A 19,622-nucleotide genomic window follows, 5' to 3' on the forward strand; every position below is an offset into this window, starting at 1 on the left:
TCACATTGTGCTTTTCTTCGGCACTAACCGATATCTATCTTAGTAACCTCTTAGTAACCTCCTGTAAATATACAATTTTTTCTTATAAAAAAAACGATTTACGGGAGGTTTTGTTTCATTCAAATACCCGTGTGCCCACAAAATGAACCCTGAGAATTGATTTTATTCTAATTAATCAATTTTGTTAAGGTTCAGTTAATTTTTGATCCGTATAATACGAATTCAAATTCAACAATTAATATAAGATATAGCTATGCAGACTAAAAGAGAAACTTCAAATACAAAATCTAGGCAAACCATAGTTCCATCTATATGGAGTACGTTGACCCCAATGGATTTGATAAAGCAAAGAATGCAAGACGTAAAAAATGGGAAAGCACCTGCGTTTACACCAGTATGGAATCTCCCAAATATGGGGAATTATTCCTGGTTTCCAACACCAATGAATTTTATAAGAGAACAAATAAAAGCTTCAAAATCCGGACAAATGATTACCGCAAAATGGTTCTCAACCCTATATCCCACTACATGGTTTACTACCCCAATGGATGTAGTAAAGTATAATTTACAAACCAAAACCGCGAAAACATCTACGCACACAACCACACCAGTTGTTTCAACACCAGTTGTTGCATCTCCCATGGTTCCACCTCCAGGGAAAAAAGGGCCTGATTTTCCAAAATGGATGCCCTCCATGGATCAGATCCACACACAAGTTTGGAATGGACTGAATTTCTCTACTGTTGCATTGTTCACCAGTTTTAGTATTGTATTTGTTCAAAGTCCGATAAAAACAATGTTAGTTAGCTTAACCAAGAACGGTACGATGATTCCTCCTTACCAAGGCGGAGTTCTGGGATTCTTCAATGCAATGTATGCAGGCACTTCAGCTTCTCTTTCGGGCTCAGTAATTCGAAGTGGCTATGTTTCCGGTGCTAAAGGGGGCAGCAAGCCTATAGAAGAAAATCTTCTAAAAGATGAGGGAGCTCTCCAAGAAGAGGGGAAAAAATATTCAGGAGCGACTTGGCGTTATATTGGGCCTATGGCACTTGGCGAGCTTCTGGTTACCCAAATATCCGAGTCTTTATCTACGTTGAGAAAAGGTAACATTCTTCCTGAAAACTTTAAATGGAAAACCCCTCATAACGCGTGGAGTTTAATGACGGGAGGCTTTATACCAAGATATGGATCGGGGTTGATTAACTTTACGGCTTTATGTGTTCTTGAAGACAAAATTGCCAAAAAACTACAATTTGAAGGTGGTAAGGGACATCTTATAAGCGGAGCAGCCGCTGGGGCCGTTGCAGGCGGTTGTGCATATGTCCCAACAGTATATAAAGATTACTTACTCCTGCAATCTAAGGTTACTCCTGATGGACGCCTCCACAATGCGAGCACCTTTAAAATAACTAAAGAACTATTTTATTGCTTCTTAAACGATCCAAAAACTTCATTGAAATCCTTTGGATCCATGGCTTTGAAACAAGTACCGATGCGCATGTGCTTAACTGCCGCCATATTTGGTATTGTTTCTGGTGTAGGTGAAATTATGGGACCTGAACCCTTGACAAAAGTGGTTCCTGAGGATTACCAACCATCACCTGGAAAATCAAGACATACTATGTTTGCGACCAAGGGATCAACTCCTCGAATTGAAGAAGTCGTTGAAGAGCAAACCAATGAAAAAGAGGAAAACAAAGGTTCTAAATTAAATTAATGAGCGCATCTATTACATAACAATCATTTAATTTTCAAAAAATGGTTTGTTATGTGCAAAAATAGTGTATGATAAATGCTGTAGTGTGCAATTTTAGGGCATTCTACAGCATTTAACGTTATTAAAAGGATTGAAAATGATGTCACGATTTTTTGTTGCGCCAGTTAAAGCCGCTTTTGAAACTACAGGCTATTCTATTGCAGCCGCAGCGGTTGGTTCTTCAGTTTATAAACTCACCACGATGAATGATAAAAACAAAGAAAGTCAAGAAAATAAATCTGTCTCCCTAGAGCAAGAACATTCCTCAAGTACTACAAAAATGCATTTTTGATTCCATATCCTCATACTTATTTTAATGAATAACTCAAAGATGGTGTTGTCAATTTCAATTACAACACCAATTTCAAACATAAACAGTAAGTTCTATATTAATTCCAAACCAGGATGAGAGCGTTCAAAATAGTTCTGAACCATTTGCTCTGAAACCAAATCCAAACGGGTCGGATGCCATTGAGGACTCTTATCTTTATCTATTAGTAAAGCTCTAACTCCTTCATAAAAATCATGGCCATGCATAAAATGACTGACGATATCATAATCCATTTTTAAACATTGTGCTAAAGACATTCCCCTCGCTTTGTGTAATTGCGCTAGCGTCACTTTAAGACTCAAAGGAGATTTCTGTGCCAAAGTATTATCAACTGACTCTGCCCATACTGTATTAGCACTTTGTAATGACTCGCGGATCATTTCAACTGTTGGATGCGCAAAACAGACATCAATCGAAGGTTTAATTTGGCTTACCTCCTCCGTAGAAGATGTACTCGTGAAAGCTTCCATACACCGATTGACTTGCTCCATAGGATCTTTTGATAAATCTTCATTCATTAATGCATCATACAAAGCAGGCATTTGTTCCGAAGATATTATTTTTTTAACTAATCCTGCTTTCATGGCATCATGCGAGCTCAAGCGATTACCCGTTAACCCCAAATAAATACCCAAAGATCCGGGGCATCGAGTTAATAAATAACTTGCACCAATATCGGGAAAGAAACCAATGCCAGTCTCCGGCATAGCGAATACGAATCGCTCACTGGCTATAGGGTGGCTCCCATGCATGGAAATACCTACTCCCCCACCCATCACCATCCCATCAATTAACGAAATATACGGTTTACCTAAATGATGAATAAAATGATTTAAACGGTATTCGTGCCAAAAAAATTGCATTTGTTCCGCATCATTAACTTGCCCGGAAAAATAAAGTGAGCGGATATCACCTCCCGCACAAAAAGCATTCCCAGGAACTGCTCGCACTACGACTGCATGGATAGCGTCATCTTCCTTCCACAAACTCAATTGTCTTTGGATATTAAGAATCATATTTAAAGTCAATGCATTCAAAGCGTTGGGTCTATTTAATGTAATGACTCCTAATGAACCCTCTTGATTAAAAAGTACTTCATCAGTCATGATTATTTTCCTTTGAACTGAGCAACTCGTTTATCTAGAAATGCCGCAACTCCCTCTCGCTTGTCTTCAGAAGCACATACTTTTGCGAAATGTATTGCTTCTAGATGTAAAGCATCAGTTAAAGACAAATCATAACCGTGATCAATAACTTCAATTATGCTCGCTACAGCAAGCGGCGCCATACTCAATATTCCCTGCAATAATATTTTACCGCGTTCTAACAAAGCTTCTGGTTCAACAACCTCACTAACCAATCCCCAATGGAGCGCCGTTTCTGCATTAATAAATCGCCCAGTTAAACATAAGTCGAGCGCACGTCCCTTACCAATTAAACGCGCTAATCGTTGCGTGCCCCCATAACCAGGAATCACCCCCAGCTTTACTTCAGGCTGACCAAATTGGGCTTTTGTGGAAGCAATTCTTAATGTTGCAGAAATAGCTAATTCGCAGCCCCCACCGAATGAAAAGCCATTTACCGCTGCCAATGAAGGTTTACCCAAAGTTTCCAAAAGTCGAAACACTTCTTGTCCTCGACATGCAAATTCATATCCTGTTTGAGCGGTACATTCAGCCAAGCGGTTAATATCTGCACCCGCACAAAATGCTTTACCATTACCCGTGATCATCAATGCCTTAACTTTGGGATTTGTTTTTGCATAATGAAATAATTCTTCTAAAGCATCTAATACTTCGGAACTTAAAGCATTTAACTTCTCAGGTCGGTTTAAAGTTAACGTTAAAATTCCCTGACTATCCAAATCTTGTTCAATTAAATTCATTTATTTACTCCTTGCTATTGAACATAACGCAGCCAAATTACTACCACACAATCAGCACAAAATGTGCTCCTCATCCAAAGTTGCCTTGGCTACAATTTCCCGCATAATTTCGTTCGTCCCTTCAAGAATCTGGTGCACTCTTAAATCCCTGAATATTCGCTCTATCTTATAATCACGTAAATAGCCATAGCCACCATGAATTTGCATTGCCTTGTCACAAATGCGAAATGCCACATCCGTAGCCAATCGTTTGGCCATAGCACAATATATAGGAACTTGAGGATCATTTTTATCCATGGCACTGGCTGCTCGATAAACCATCAAGCGTGCCGCTTCATAATCTGTCAACATATCAGCAAAATAAAATCGCAATGCTTGCATCTCGGTAAGTGGCTTACCAAATTGTTTACGCTCCTGCATATAGCTTTGCGTTAACCGTAAACAGGCAAGTGCCCCTCCTAAAGAACATGAAGCAATATTAATCCGCCCTCCATTTAAAGCATTCAAAGCAATTTTAAATCCCATTCCTTCGTCACCAACACGATTGGCGACAGGTACCCGACAATTTTCAAAATATACCATGCAAGTAGGTTGACTATTCCAACCCATTTTTTGTTCTAATTTACCAAAGCTCAATCCAGAAGTGTTTTTTTCAATCAACAAGCAACTTATTCCATGATGCGATTCATCACCTGTTCGGACCATACATAAATAAACATCACTGACTGAACCTCCTGAAATAAAAGCCTTAGAACCATTAAGAATGTAATGATCCCCATCCTTTACAGCTTTAGTCTTTAAAGAAGCCGCATCAGAACCTGATTCAGGTTCAGTCAAACAATAACTGCCAATAACTTCCATAGAGGTTAATTTAGGTCCCCATTTTTTTCTTAACTCAGAATCGGCATATCGATCAACTAAAGAGGTAACCATGTTATGAATAGAAAGGTAAGCACTGGTACTAATACATCCTGTTGCTAATTGTTCGAACAATAATGCCGAGTCCAAACGCGTCAATTGAGATCCACCAATATCCTCACGTGCCATCATCCCTGCCATTCCTAATTTGGCGGCTTCACGTAAGACCTCAACGGGAAAATAATGATGCTCATCCCAATTGTCGGCCATAGGAGCTAATTTGTCGCGTGCAAAGTCAGCTGCCATTTCCCGAAAAGCTAAATGCTCTGCTGTGAATTCAAAATCCATAAACTGTCCTTAGAGAATTTATTCAAATATATTGTTATTATTGCGAATTTTTATCTTCCGTGAAAGATATATGTTTCGAAAATTACCCAAAACATTTTATGAACGAGATACTATTATTGTTGCCAAAGAACTTTTAGGCAAATACATTATTCACAATCATGCAGGAGTGGAATACGTCGGAAGGATCGTTGAGGTTGAAGCATACCTTGGGGAACACGATCTGGCCTCTCACTCTTCTAAGGGTATTACGCAAAGAACAAAAGTCATGTATGGGCCTGCTGGTTACGCTTACATCTACTTAATTTATGGCATGTATTACTGCACTAATATCGTTACTGAAGCTGAAGGAATTGGGTCGGCAATATTGTTGCGCGCAATCGAACCCATCAAAAACATCCAAGGTCGAACTCAAGGCCCTGGGTTACTTTCAAGGGCAATGCATATAGATAAACACCTCAACCAGCAGGATCTAACCAGTGATACCTTCTACATCGCCAAAGCAGAGAATCAAGAGCCATTTATTATTGTAGAAAAACCAAGAATTGGAGTCCACTATGCAAAAGATTGGGCAGAAAAATTACTACGCTTTTATATCAAAGATAATGCTTTTATATCCAAGCCTTAATCCATAGAAAAGCTTTAAACTTCAGGTTAAAAATGAAGCCTACAGCTTTTTGAAGGATAATGATATGATGGCAAATTTTCTGCATCCTTGAAAAAAATAAGAATAAACAATGGAAACTCTTGCAGCACCTGTAACTCGCAATAAAAATCCACTTGCTGTACTCAAAGAATACTTTGGTTTTGACACGTTCAGAACACCACAAGAAGACATTATTAATGATGTTATTGCTGGCCAAGACGTGCTTGTTTTAATGCCTACCGGCGGGGGGAAATCTCTGTGTTATCAGATACCTGCCCTAGTAAGACCGGGCGTAGGCATTGTTGTTTCTCCATTAATTGCGTTAATGGAAGATCAGGTCACTGCGCTCAGATTACAGGGAATTCGTGCCGCTTATTATAATTCCTCTTTAACCAGTGTAGAAGCAAAAAACGTATTAACTCAATTACACCAAGATGAATTGGATTTACTGTACATTGCTCCTGAGCGCTTGATTAGCTCCTCATTTCTCGAGCGATTAAGTGATTGCCGTATCGCACTTTTTGCCATTGATGAAGCCCATTGCATCTCTCAATGGGGGCATGATTTTCGGCCCGAATATTCTGCTTTAGGTATTTTAAAAAACCATTTTCCTAATATTCCAATTATTGCCTTAACTGCGACAGCAGATAAACAAACACGCAAAGATATTGTAGATAGGTTAAATTATTCCCCCAAAAAATACATTGCTTCATTTAACCGACCTAATATCCATTACAAGGTTATTCCTAAGACTAATGCGGCGAAACAATTAAATGAATTTTTACAGACTGTAGAACAACAATCTGGAATTATTTATTGTGGCACACGTACCGGGGTAGAACAGCTGGCTCAAAAACTACAAAAAATGGGATTCAAAGCCCGAGCATACCATGCAGGACTTACTCATAATGAACGTCGGGAAGTACAAACTTTATTCCGATATGATCGCATCGATATCGTTGTTGCTACCCTCGCTTTTGGGATGGGTATCGATAAGCCTAATGTTCGTTTCGTAGTGCATCACGATCTACCTAAAAATATTGAAGGGTATTATCAAGAAACGGGACGGGCTGGGCGTGATGGTTTACCCGCTCAAGCACTTTTACTCTATGACGCAGCGGATAGCGCTAGACTGCGTTCCTGGATCATGAATAACCCACTTGACGAACAAAAACGAGTTGAAACCAATAAGCTTAACCATATGCTTGCTTTTGCTGAAGCATCTCATTGCCGTCGCCAAATTTTATTACACTATTTTGATGAGCTCTGTGACACTGAATGTCGGTATTGTGATGTTTGTGATAATCCACCAATAACTGCTGATGCTACAGAAGATGCGCAAAAATTTTTATCCTGTATTTATCGATTACGACAAAATTATGGTTTAACCTATACGATAGATGTATTGCGTGGTAGTTCTTCAGATAAAATTAAACAAAATGGTCATGAGCAGCTTAGTACTTTTGGCATTGGTAAAGATAAATCAGCCCACTACTGGAAACAATTAGCCTGGCAACTCATCCATAAAGAATATTGCCTACAAGATATAAATCAGTTTCAAGTTCTTAAATTAACACCCAAGGCTATTCCTTTACTTAAAGGCGAAGAAAAAATATCACTAACCATCCCTAATAATGATTTTCAGGGCAGTAAAAAGAAAGCCAAAGAACGACGTTCTATTCAAGTCACAAAGAGTCCTCTATTTGAATTGCTGCGTTCATTACGACGTGAATTAGCCGATGAAGAAAACAAGCCACCATTTATGATCTTCAGTGATGCAACCTTGCACGCAATGACAGAAATAAGACCTAAAAACCTAGAACAGCTACTCGCAGTACCCGGTGTGGGTCAACATAAGTTGGCTCATTATGGAAGTCAGTTCCTTAAAGCATTAAATGGATATAAGGAATAAGATATTTTTATTTTATTGATTATTATTTTTACAATTCGTTAGTCCATCTATGGATTTATAACAAAACTCTTTCACAATCAGTTCGACTTCTTTTCCATTTGTGGGAGGTTCCCCATTATTTAGCCATAAATTAATATGTACTGGTAAAGGTTTTTGAGGAATATACTTTGTTGGATCCGGTGGTGAGAAGACCCAATTTTGTATTGGGTAACGGTAATCTTCATAGTGACCGTTACCACTTTGATAATAAATCCTATTCTTGCTCCATATAAAGCCATGAGTTGAATAATTTCCATTTAATTTCAATGTATAGCTTAATGTGGTTTTATTGAGTTCAGCTATGGAAGGCCAAACCGTATAAGAACTATTGGACGCAGCAGTACTTTTTATTCCCCATTTGGAAAATTCAATATCAATTTCATTAGTTCCAGTAGGTTCAGTATCTTTTGGTGGATAATTGAATAATCCAAAAATTACATTAGGATCTAATTGGTCAACTTGTCCTACAATATAAAACCAATATTCTCCGAAACCCAAAGAAGTTGTGGTGTATAATTCAGCACAACTCCATTTACCCTTATTATGTATAATCTTTAAATGCAACCAGCCCTTTGAATCAACCCATACATTATTACTCGACCATAAATTTGGACCTGGGGTCCCAAAACCATCTCGAGCGCACCATGGTAAATTCGAAAAAAATAAAGGTTGTTTGCAATTTACAACTCTCTGAGCCATAGCAGGCTCACAATCTCCTTTTCGATCTTGATTTGGACACAATATTTTTTTATCCAATAACACCGGCGACTTTTGATTCTCAATAATATCCACTGCTTTTGAATAAGTACTACCCCATCCTAAAAAGAACATACCCAAAATAATTTTTATTTCTTTATTCATCCGGAGTAGTCCAAAAAAATAATTTAAGACCACAGAAGCTATTCTCGCTTCTTCTTTCTAAAAAACGGAAGCGCATCCCATAACTGCAAGGTAACTGTTAGCACGGCTAATATGGTAAGAATTGCTAAAAAAACCAAATGATTTTTAAAAAATAGTTTCATACTTAACCACCAGGATAACTTGCCCACAGTATAAATTGCTCCAACCTGTGTACTGTTCACCCCTGAATCGCGAATTACCGCTACGGAACCAAATATTTGGGACTGTTTTTTCTTGTTGGTTAAAGCATAATTTAGTAAATCAAAACCATGCGAATTATCGGCTAATAAAGCAATAATACTGCGTTGCTTGAAGTATGGTGATTGAGCTCCAACTATGCCAGCTATAGAGTTATTTGCACTGATGGCTGTCATACTATTCACTGCAGTATTCGAATCTTCTAAGGGAATATCGGGCGAATCACTTGGTCGAAAAGGTTCCTTAATAAAGCTTTTTGTCTTATCTATAAGCAAATTCAGTTCGCTTTCCTGAAGAACTTCTTTAGGAATTTTTCCAATAATCAGAATATCCACGTCTCTATTTTGTACAAGAGACCCATCATCAACTAGATTGAAATATAAAGCTGGATAACCAGTTCTTGAGCCAATAAGTCCTAATGCATTGAGTAAAGTAGCTATTTCTGAAGCTTGTGGATTTTTATCGATAAGTATCCAGGATTCCGACAAATCAGCTAAACGGCTAAATGGAAAACCCCCATTAATAAAAACATTTAAATTAGGCATCTCAATATAATGATAAAAATGTGACAAATCTATATTTGAGGTTTCTCTAATTATTGCATTATTAGTAACTATGTTATGCGACTCACAATGCCCGCTCATTGTTCCTCCCCCTATAGAGGCCGCATAGTCAAAAAAGAAACTCATTTGATTATTCACTTTTAACGCATATAAGGGGATGTCAAATTTTGTATCGGTATGTATTAGCCCAAATAGATTGGATAGTTGCGCATTTTGTGACTCTTGCTTACCTGTTTTGGATAAGGGATAACTTTTAACAAACATATCATTCACGCTAATGGTGAGATGGGAGTTCCCCACAGCAGGTGCCGGTGTATATTGATATTTTAATTCTAATGGAATCCCTGAATTAGGGGGTATATATAAATCTGGAGGGATATTAAAATTGATCAGAATTGGAGACAAAGAAAATCCAGATGCTTGAAGTTGTCCTTTATATTGTTGAAGTTCGGTGAAGGTAACTGGTTTGTCTGTGCGCACCCAATTTGGTGCATCGTAAGGTTTCCGAGCATTTACTGTTTCTACTTTATCAATAGTCACACTCGTACCATGAAATAATACATTACCTTGGGCTATCCCTTTAACTGCCTTTATTAAATCGTTATCATCACGACCTAGTATAAGTAATAGCTTTATGGCTGGATTATCTGGATGGCTCATCATTTCTATAGTTGGGGCATTCACTGGAGCATGACTCTTTAGAAAATCTGGATGTTCATTATTTGTTGCAAGTACAATGGCATTTTGCTGAGGTAATTGATTTAAAAGTACAGAAAAAGACTGCCCACGCCAAAGCGATAAACTACCAAACCATGAGGTCAAAATAGCCGCAGCACGTTGTTGCACTAAACTGGGTTGGTTGGCAAATACAATGGGTAATCTTAAAGGATCTTCATCAAGCGGATCAAAAAATGGTATAGGGAAATGAGACAAGTCATTATCTAATTGTAGTGTCTTTAGTGTGAGTTCAAGAAAGCTGGAATGACTGAGATCTAACCATAACGTAGTGCTTCCGAGATACTCACATACCGCCTGATAATGGCCGATAAATTCAAATTTTAATTGGTTATGATCAGCAAAATAACGGGGATCTAATGGAATTTCTACATAATTAGATTTTCCTAAATGATTGGCAGTAATGGTAATCAAACCCGCTAATTCGTCATTAAGATAAATTTTTAATTGAGACTGTATCGGAATTAATGAAGGTGAAGGAGTAAAGTGTAGTTTTAATACTGCCCCAGTAACGATTTTATCCTTTCGTAACGTAAAAAAAACGGATTGGATTGGTTGCATTCCTTTGAGCGCAATAGTATTTTTTGGGGTTGCTGCATTTTTTAAAAAAATCTTTCGTATTTCGGAGGAAGGCGTAGCAAAAGAAGGTTTTATTGGATTAGATTGTGCAGGCAAAAGAGGACTAGCTTCTACTAGGAAGGCGCTACCTAATAACACTAATAACATCATTCTCCGAAACATATTAACTTCCTTTTTAACCGCTCTTAAGAATGGATTGATCTGTTTAACGTCTAAGTCTCTAAAACAACCGAAATTAAAAATCCATTGTGATTATTCAACAACTTAGGTTCTTTACTGATAATTTTGCCAGTATATAATATTATGCCGTGATTAGTAAAAAATTGAAATATCGCTTTGGAATGTTCATAGGGCTGATAAATAAATAATTGCATTTTATTATTGTCTTCGATTTTAACAATATAAAAAGGCCTCATATCGTTTTCATGAAAACTGTAAAAACCAAATAGATTAAATGAAATTAAGTTTAAAGGCTTACTAAATAAGTAATTGAGATTATCGTATTTTTTAGATAAGCGTGGGTTTTCAAACATCGCCTGTATATTGTAGAGAAAATTATAAGCGATGATCTTGTTCTTGTCTGCATTCGTTTCAGATATAAATTTCACTCCATAACTATATATTTTTGTCTCAGTTAAATCGTAGTGTTCTTTATTCATAATCTGTATTTTTATATCAACATATTCCTTACCTAAGAAAACTCTTAACTTTAGGATTTGGTCTTTATCCAGTTCTGCAAAATAAAACATAGATGCTCCCATTTCATGTAGGTCAGTTAAAATGGCTATGTCTCTTCTAGAAGGTTTATTAGATACTAACGCAGGAGTTATGGTAGGAAATCTGAAATTTTCTCTTTTCTCACTTTTTGATAGGGCAAATTTAGTAGCTGTTAAGGAAAGAAAACTATTGTAACAGGTCCAAAATATAGCAGTATATAGAATTAATGGGCTTCTAGCAAAAACACCCTCTAAATTTAAAACGGCATAGATAATACTTATTACACTAAAAATTGGAATAATTAATTGTGCTAGAAGCATACTACTTTTAGCTGCCTGATTGCTTGATTTTTGGGTAGTTACAAAGGGAATATTTCTTCGTACAATACCCCGCAATGACTTGAGAAAAACCAAATACTTAAGTACATCATATTGTTCTTGTAATAATAGGCTATAGCGAGGACATGAAACTTTAAACGCAAGAAGTGAAAAAACGAGATAGGGAATAAATCTCATGAGGAATTCAACATTTATGGCTTTTATGGGTGCTATGCCCGTAAATAAAACGACGATAGGCGCGAAATAAAAAATTAATTTTTGCAAGCCAGTCATGTAGGTGAGCATGCTGGGCAAATAGGCGATTCTTTGGCTTATGGTCAATTGGTTATTAAACAGAGGGTTTTCTAAACGATAGATTTGCATAGCCCCCTGTCCCCATCGCGTCCATTGTTTTAAGTACGGTCCTAACGTAGATGGGGCTATGCCGTAGGCTAGGCTTTCATTATGGTATACAGATTTCCATTTTCTTGAATGCAATTTCATGGAAGTATGTAAATCTTCGGTAACTGTTTCAGTCGCGAACCCCCCTATCTCCATTAGGGCAGCTCTTCTCATAATACCGCAAGTTCCACAAAAAAAAGCGGCATTCCAATGGTCTTTTCCAGGCTGAATTACATGATGAAATAAGGCTTGTTCTGACCACAATTTATCATTCTTCATAATCCTATGAGAAAATGAATCGATATTGTAAAAATCTTGGGGAGATTGAACAAAAGCAACCTGATCATCATTAAAATATCCAAGTAATTTATCTAAAAAATTCATTTGTGGTACATGATCAGCATCAAATATGGCAATAAAATCTCCTTCAGTCTGAGTAAGTGCATAGTTAAGATTACCCGCTTTAGCATGAGTATGATGAGGCCTGGCGATATAGTTACACCCCATTTCATCGGCCAATGCTTTAACTTCTGCTCGATTCCCATCATCCAATAAATATGTTTTATGAGGATAGGCTATGTTGATACATCCCAGGATAGTTTTTCTTAATATTTCTGTAGACTCATTTAATGTGGGGATAAAGACATCTACTTTGAGGCCGGGTTTAGGTGGAATGGATTGTCTATTAGTTGGATTCCAAATACTAAAATAAAAGAGAAGCGCAGCAAGCCAACCGTATACCTCGGCGGCATAAAGCAATACCGAAAATACCAAAGCATCAGGATTAAAGGTGGTCGCCCGCCAAACTATGTAATAAGTTGTTATCAAAAGCGAAAGGCAAATGATGATATGATTTCGCTTTTTCTTGAAACCTGAATTAGTTATGTTCATAAAATCTGCTCTGAATATGACCCTTTTTCCATTAGTACACTTCCCTTGAAAAGAATATCTAATTAAGCTTCTTATTATCTAAATTCTGCATAACGTAACATTGGATTAATTGGCATATTCATATCCCCTTGCCAACCCTCAAATGAATATCGTAGATAAATTGATGCATGGCTTGGCGCATAATCTGTAGATTGTTGATAATCCAAATTTGCACCCAAAATAAAATGATTACTTAGCCGATATTCAATTAAAGTATTTATGGAGTATCCAAAACTGGAAATACTGTTGCCGACATAATCAGTTTGAGTGCCTAAATTTGGGACAAGTTCAGGGATAGGATAGTATGGACTTGAGGCTACTGTAGCAGCCGACCAAGAACCGGAGCCGCCTATTTCAAACGACCAATTTTGTGTTCGTTGACGATATGCAAGGGGAATAAATAATCCTATAAAGCTCTTGGGGCTGTAATATCCTCCTTGACCCAATGAAAAGAAATTAAGATTTTTCTGAGAAAACCAGTTCATATTCATAAGACCAATAGTAGCAACTCGATTCACTCTATTAATAAACCTGTAATAATATCCCTCCAATACGAGTAATCGTTGATTGGATGGTACATTTTTACCAGTTAAGATGCCTGCATTGACATAAGACCAAAGTCCATACGACTTTCCTCGATCATAACCTAAGGATAAATTGACATTATTGGAAACAACACCGCCCCAAATTATCCCAGTATTAGGATCTTTGGCTCCTGCAAAAGATAAGAGTGAACTAGTGACCGGACGCCGAGCCATAGTCAATTGCCAACCTATATTATGAAAGATATCTCGATAACTTAGGCTGCCAACAGGATTTACTACATAAAAGCCAATCGGTGTTTCCCCAACATCCATTGTCCAATGCTCATTTTTCCAGCCCGCGGCAACACTGTCTCCCTGAGCTTTTTGGGATATACCACTTACACAGCCTGTGTTACAGGTCCCAAAACTATCAAAAAATACCCCATTAGTAGTGCGGAATGATCCTGCGTCAAAAGTAACAAAATCATTTCTTACAAAAAGCTGTCCGCCGAAAAAAGATGTAGCCGCATGAACTACTTCATCTTGAGCATTTATTTGTACAGTACCTGGAGCTCCAACTAAACTCCAATAATCGTAATCGACTGTAAGAGTGTCCTCTAATACATGATACAGTGCAGCAGCTTCACTTCGAATACTGCTTTTAATCCAATTATCTTGAGGGTTGGTACGAGTTAAATAAGTATAGGTAATATTATCTTCAGGGAATGTTGAGGTAATCTGACTTTGAACCATAGCTTCCCGATAATCGTTTTGTGCTTCTTTTAAAGCATTGACTTTAACTTCCAACCTCCCAGCATCTTGAAATATTAAAGCATTTTCTTGATTTGGCTTGTTCTTGACTACCCGTTTTTTTAATTGTTGAAATTGTGAGTAGGCCTTTTTAAGTTCACCAATATTGGCCCAACTATTTGCAATTCTTCTACTGGTGTTTAAGTCTGTTTGACGCTTTAAATATTGATTTTCTAAAAGAGAACGTGCTGTATTTACTTGCCCCACTGCAATTAATACCTCGATTTCACCTAAAAGAGCATTTATATCATTAGGGTGTCTACTTTTTATTTTTCTATAATAGACGAGGGCTTCATTATATTGCCCATCCTCTTTAGCCCAATCAGCCAATTTAGACAACACTATATCATTGTTTGCCACTTTTTTTAGATAAGCTGTTGCGCCAGCCTTATCTCCTCTATCGCGCAACTTTTGTGCATAAGACAAGATTATATCGATTTGTAAACGTAGTACAAATTGACGCATGTCTGCATTCCATTTCTTTTTGGGCAGGGTGTTCATCTTTTTTAAAGCGAGCGCATCTTGATTTTTCATACTTAAGTAAAGTGCGTAGGCATAGATTTGCTCTGGATTAGAAGGCTGTCTGGCTTCTAATTCTTTAAATAAAGTATTTGCTTCTTTTTCTTTTGATAATTTATATAAAATTTGTCCTAAATGAAAATTTAGCCATACATTGTCTGGATCTAACTTTTGCGCCTGACGATATTTTTCTACCGCTTTTAATAATTGATTATGTTCTGCATAGTATTCCCCTTCTTTCTGCGTCACTGAACTTTGCAATCCATGTACAAATTTCAGCATTCCTGAAGTCCATTTTTCTTTTGGAAGTGTATTCATTTTTTTCAAAGCGAGAATGTCTTCTTTTCTTATATTACTTAGATAAAGCGCATAAGCAAAAATTTGATCTGGATTTGTAGGCTGTTTTGCCTGAAGTTGGCTAAAAAGGGCATCGGCTTCTTTTATTCTACCTGACTTATATAAAGCGATACCCAGATGAAAGTTTAACCATACATCATCAGGAGAAAGTTTTTTAGCTTGTTGATATTTTTTTACAGCCTCTGACCATTGGTTACGTTCAGCATATTGCTCTGCTTCTTTCTGAACTATTGAGCCTTCTAAATCATTTTCGATATATTGAAGTTTTCCTTGCACTTCCGGGGGCTTACTTTTCAAGTAAGTGATCGCTTTTTGGGGTGATTGGCGTTTATACATACTTGCCATACCCGAAATAGCATCTAGAAACGTGGGATCGATTGATAAAGCGCGTTTATAATTCGCTTCTGCTTCTTTAAAATTATTTTTTTCAGTAGCTACATCTCCCAACCCAGACCATGCTTTTTTGTTTTGATTATCAAGGTGCTGAGCTTGAAGAAATTTATTTTCAGCCTCATCAAATTTACCCGATTTTAACAATTTATCTCCCTGGGAAACGAATAATTGGGATAATCGATTTTTCATCAGAGTGATCCAATGAGCTGTTTGAACACCAGGTGAAATAATATGATGGGTCTGTAAATATAAGTATAAAGTGTTTAATTGCCTCCATGCAGTATCTTCATATTCTGGAATTTGTGATACTGCCATCCAATATTCAGCAGTTAATTGGGGTGTGGGAATATTATTGTGAAATAGTTCATCATATTTTTGTTTCGCTTGAACGTATTGCTTCGATACAACTAATAGACGGGCTTTTTGTAATTTTTGATTTTCGGCAGGTTGAGTCAGAGTAATAATTGTTAGAGCATTTCTGTAAAGAAGTGTATCAGGAACAAGCCCCTTTAATTTTTTTAAAAGTATTTGTGCCTGGGTTGGATTCCCCTGTTGTACTGCTAGCCTAATCTGGGCTGAGATAACATCAGGATCGTTGGGTGCTATTAGTTCTAAACGCTCAAGGGTTTGTTTCATTAAACCATATTTATTATTTATTTCTTCAAAAAGAGCTTTTTCTAACAGCAGGTTTTTAATATTTAAAGAATTATTCTCAGATGTTAAGTTATCATTAGTAGAAGAAGGCGTGTTGAATGCAATAGCATTATGTGTGAGTAATAAAGTAGCACAAGTTAATAAGCCTAAAAATGGTGTTTTTAAATAACCAATGAGTTTCATCTATATTTCATTTCTTAAAGTTGAAGTCGGTTTGTTAAAAATTTATTAAAAACTATCAACTCATAGAAAATATCCTTATTTTAGTTAATCCAACTATTCTCTAATAGAAATTGATTTGGTTATTCATTTTAAAGCACGATATATATATACAGAGCCATTAAATAATCCATTCTAACTGATAAGATTCAATGATGAAAGACGATAATATTCGTTGCTCAGCATGAAGAGGTTCCAGCAATTTTTTCACCAATCTCAAATAAAATACAAAAAATAGCTCACCAAATCCTCTAACTTAGTCTTGAAAACAAGGAATTAATAATGCCTCAGAATATGAACTGTATTAGTCTGGCTTGGGTGAAGAACTTAATACTTCATGCCTTTTTTCGATGAGGTCTTCCGCTTTAACAACGATTGGATTATCGTGTAGGAGTTCCCCTGGGTGTATTCGTTTACAAAGTTCTTTATAGTGTTCTAACTCCTGTTCTCGCATATAGAGCTCAAACTCCTTGTAAAAGCCCCTTCCCTTCTCATCGCCAAGAATTTCAATAAATTGGTCAAATAAACCTGTTTTGGGATTACTGTAAAAACAAATATCCGTAAATTTTTTCTGATATATCGAAGAAAATTTATAGTCTTCCCCCACCACCTTCGGTATTTGACTAAACAAAATATCCACGCCCTCTTCCTGGGAGGCATTTCTTGCTTGATGCAATAGTTCAATCACGTGTTGGCGTTTTTCTTTAGGAACAACAAGCGATCGAATTGCTGCAAATTTTTTATTTTCATCATTTAAAAATGGAGCGCCACCTACCCGGGCACCTCGTTCAGCAAGTGAGAGTTTCGTATGTTCTTCGGATAATTTTTTTAAAGTAGCAAGAACGGCGTGGCCGGTAAAACCTGTGGCCTGAAAGGCGATGCCTTCCCTGTCTAAACGTCTTAATATATCTTCAACTGTTGTATCCGATTGAAGTGTATTCAAGGCCATTAATAAGGGTTCGAATTGGGAAGCATATTCTGGGTGTTTTTCGCGAATAAAATCACTTAAATAGCCATTTAGAATCTTAACCCCTTCATCGAATAATCCCGAACCATATTTAACATCTGCATTAGGAAATTTAAGAACCTCATTCAACTTTTCTCCGCCAAAAATAAAGTAAAGTCTCCGTCTGGCATAGTATTCACTATAATCAATCTTATACTTATCAAAAAACTTTTTAATCATTTCCAGAGGAAAAGTATTTAACGGGGTAATCGTAATAACCGATTGATCTTTATCATTTTTAGCTAAGACATCCGCTTCCGCTTCTAGCAACAATGATATAGCATCGATATTATGAGATTCGACGGCTGACAATAATGCAGTATTGCCTTGAGCATCTCTTAGCTCAATCAACTGAGCTCTTTTCTCAGGTTCTCCATAGACTAAACTGAGTACGTTCCTTAATGCATCACTGTGCTTATTCATAATTGCTTTATGTATCGCTGGTTCACCTTTATTATTTTTTTTCAGGAGTAAATCAGGATTATGAGTATGAATATAACCTGCAGCATCCCCATAATTTCCTTTGGCGAGCAGCAAATGAAACGCTGTATTGCCTTCTCCATCTCGCTCCTCCAATGAACTACCTTTATCGTGCAAAAGCTTTACAAGCTCCGCTGAATTAATCTCTGCAGCTACTAGTAATGGAGTTTTTCCTTTAGAGTTTCTATCGTGGATTGAAAAATGACCACTAGAAATTAAATGATCAACAAGCTGAGTTTGGCCACTTTTTATGGCAACAAACAATACATTGTCATTTTCAACATCCTTATCCTGGATAGGGGATGGATCTAAACTGAGAAAATAATCGACTATTTTTGTTTTACCAAAATGTGCCGCAATGAGCAGAGGGGTCATTTGAAATTCATCCATAGCCGATAAAGAAGCCCCTTGTTCTACTAACCATTGTACAGCGACTAGATCACCTCTTTTTACAGCATCAATTAAAGCTTGATTTCTTTCATTTGCCGTACTTAGAGTCACTAGAGAATTAGCAATCTCAAGTTGAGATGCCTCTAACGCAAGTTGAAAAGCTGTTTTTCCTTGGTTGTTTTTCAACTCAGCTGATAGACCACTCCCTAATAAATAGGTGACACACGCTAAATGCCCATTTCTTGCAGCTACCAGCAAAGCATTTTCACCATTTTTATTCACCATGGTCAGATCAGCACCTTTTTCATGTAAAAATTGCAGGGTATCTAAATGCCCATTTTCAGCAGCCAAAATGACTGCATTTTCCCCATGACTATTTTTTTTATTTAGGTCTGCGCCTTTTTCAAGCAAGTATCCAATAATTTTTAAACTTCCTCTTCCCGCAGCAACCATTAATGGAGTATTTCCCTGTTTATCTTCTACTTTTGCGGCGAATTCTTCAGGAAATAATTTAATTACATCCAATCGATCATTTAATGCAGCGAAATGCGCTCCAGACCATCCATTTTTAGTTTGATGACGAAGTAACAATTCTTTATTCCGTGCCCTATTTAAAAGGATCTCTAATGCCGTTACATCACCTAAGGCACTCGCAACCAGGGCAATTTTCTCGAGCCCCTTTCTTTGCAAGCCAGTGGGAGGTAAGCCTTTCATTTTATCGTATTGTTGCGAGAGAACTATCTGTGCAGAAGGACTTAACTGGGGGGCAGATTTTAAAAATGGCATCGTCTTTGATGATGAATACAAGTGACAACATTCCAGAGGGGTAAATCCATCGTCATTGGGAATTTCAAGTATTGAACTATGGAAATCCTCAGCTTTTCTCATTAATACTTTCAAAATTTCAGGCTGATCGTATATTGCTGCTAGATGCATAAGGGTATTACCGTTTTCATCAGTCATTTGAAAGTTATCTTCATAAACACCTGACATATGCCATTGAAACTGAGCAAAATTTCCCTGTTTTAGCGCCGCTTTGAGAAGCTCTACTTTTCCCATTAAATAATATCCTAATCTCTCATTCTATTAATGAAAGTATAGTTCGTCCTGCATCAAATAATGTGAAAAGCGTCACATATGCAAAAAAGCTATTTTTA

Annotated in this window: 12 protein-coding genes; 4 read left to right on the forward strand and 8 right to left on the reverse strand. The window is 37.1% G+C overall.

Features of this window, described 5'->3' with window-relative positions; all coding sequences use genetic code 11:
- Nucleotides 1–331 precede the first annotated feature (331 nt).
- Together ACWTE2_RS09320 and ACWTE2_RS09325 are read left to right on the forward strand one after the other, a co-directional pair.
- A complete protein-coding gene (locus ACWTE2_RS09320; RefSeq protein ID WP_454785127.1) occupies nucleotides 332–1,717 on the forward strand; it encodes a hypothetical protein in 1,386 nt (461 codons plus the stop codon).
- A gap of 136 nt (nucleotides 1,718–1,853) precedes the next feature.
- Entirely contained in the window at nucleotides 1,854–2,048 is a 195-nt protein-coding gene (locus ACWTE2_RS09325; RefSeq protein WP_454785128.1) for a hypothetical protein, read from the forward strand.
- Between the two features lie 92 nt (nucleotides 2,049–2,140).
- Here the strand turns inward: ACWTE2_RS09325 and ACWTE2_RS09330 are convergent, their stop codons facing one another.
- Genes ACWTE2_RS09330 through ACWTE2_RS09340 form a run of 3 tightly spaced genes read right to left on the reverse strand, consistent with a single transcriptional unit; the run spans nucleotide 2,141 to nucleotide 5,178 of the window.
- Entirely contained in the window at nucleotides 2,141–3,193 is a 1,053-nt protein-coding gene (locus tag ACWTE2_RS09330) for an enoyl-CoA hydratase/isomerase family protein (RefSeq protein WP_454785129.1), read from the reverse strand.
- A 2-nt stretch (nucleotides 3,194–3,195) separates the two neighbouring features.
- Complete coding sequence (locus tag ACWTE2_RS09335; RefSeq protein WP_454785130.1) at nucleotides 3,196–3,972, reverse strand: enoyl-CoA hydratase/isomerase family protein; 777 nt, start codon at nucleotides 3,970–3,972, stop codon at nucleotides 3,196–3,198.
- 51 nt (nucleotides 3,973–4,023) lie between these two features.
- Entirely contained in the window at nucleotides 4,024–5,178 is a 1,155-nt protein-coding gene (locus tag ACWTE2_RS09340; RefSeq protein ID WP_182392997.1) for an acyl-CoA dehydrogenase family protein, read from the reverse strand.
- 70 nt (nucleotides 5,179–5,248) lie between these two features.
- Here ACWTE2_RS09340 and ACWTE2_RS09345 point away from each other — a divergent pair, with 70 nt between their 5' ends.
- Nucleotides 5,249–5,803: a DNA-3-methyladenine glycosylase gene (locus ACWTE2_RS09345; RefSeq protein ID WP_454785131.1), complete on the forward strand. Its 555-nt coding sequence runs from the start codon at nucleotides 5,249–5,251 to the stop codon at nucleotides 5,801–5,803.
- A gap of 109 nt (nucleotides 5,804–5,912) precedes the next feature.
- A complete protein-coding gene (gene recQ / locus ACWTE2_RS09350; RefSeq protein WP_454785132.1) occupies nucleotides 5,913–7,733 on the forward strand; it encodes a DNA helicase RecQ in 1,821 nt (606 codons plus the stop codon).
- A gap of 12 nt (nucleotides 7,734–7,745) precedes the next feature.
- Here the strand turns inward: recQ and ACWTE2_RS09355 are convergent, their stop codons facing one another.
- The 5 genes from ACWTE2_RS09355 to ACWTE2_RS09375 all read right to left on the reverse strand — a co-directional run bounded on the left by ACWTE2_RS09355 (nucleotide 7,746) and on the right by ACWTE2_RS09375 (nucleotide 19,524).
- Nucleotides 7,746–8,633 (reverse strand): glycoside hydrolase family 16 protein, encoded by an 888-nt coding sequence (locus tag ACWTE2_RS09355; RefSeq protein ID WP_454785133.1) that lies wholly within the window; start codon nucleotides 8,631–8,633, stop codon nucleotides 7,746–7,748.
- Nucleotides 8,634–8,671: 38 nt separating this feature from the next.
- Complete coding sequence (gene bcsB, locus ACWTE2_RS09360; RefSeq protein ID WP_454785134.1) at nucleotides 8,672–10,909, reverse strand: cellulose biosynthesis cyclic di-GMP-binding regulatory protein BcsB; 2,238 nt, start codon at nucleotides 10,907–10,909, stop codon at nucleotides 8,672–8,674.
- A gap of 50 nt (nucleotides 10,910–10,959) precedes the next feature.
- Nucleotides 10,960–13,074 carry a glycosyltransferase gene (locus ACWTE2_RS09365; RefSeq protein ID WP_454785135.1) on the reverse strand — a complete coding sequence of 705 codons (2,115 nt, stop codon included), beginning with the start codon at nucleotides 13,072–13,074 and terminating at the stop codon, nucleotides 10,960–10,962.
- A gap of 74 nt (nucleotides 13,075–13,148) precedes the next feature.
- Complete coding sequence (locus tag ACWTE2_RS09370) at nucleotides 13,149–16,553, reverse strand: cellulose synthase subunit BcsC-related outer membrane protein (protein WP_454785136.1); 3,405 nt, start codon at nucleotides 16,551–16,553, stop codon at nucleotides 13,149–13,151.
- A 340-nt stretch (nucleotides 16,554–16,893) separates the two neighbouring features.
- Entirely contained in the window at nucleotides 16,894–19,524 is a 2,631-nt protein-coding gene (locus ACWTE2_RS09375) for an ankyrin repeat domain-containing protein (RefSeq protein WP_454785137.1), read from the reverse strand.
- Between the last annotated feature and the right edge of the window lie 98 nt (nucleotides 19,525–19,622).

It is taken from the genome of Legionella nigrisilvae (genome assembly GCF_977063395.2).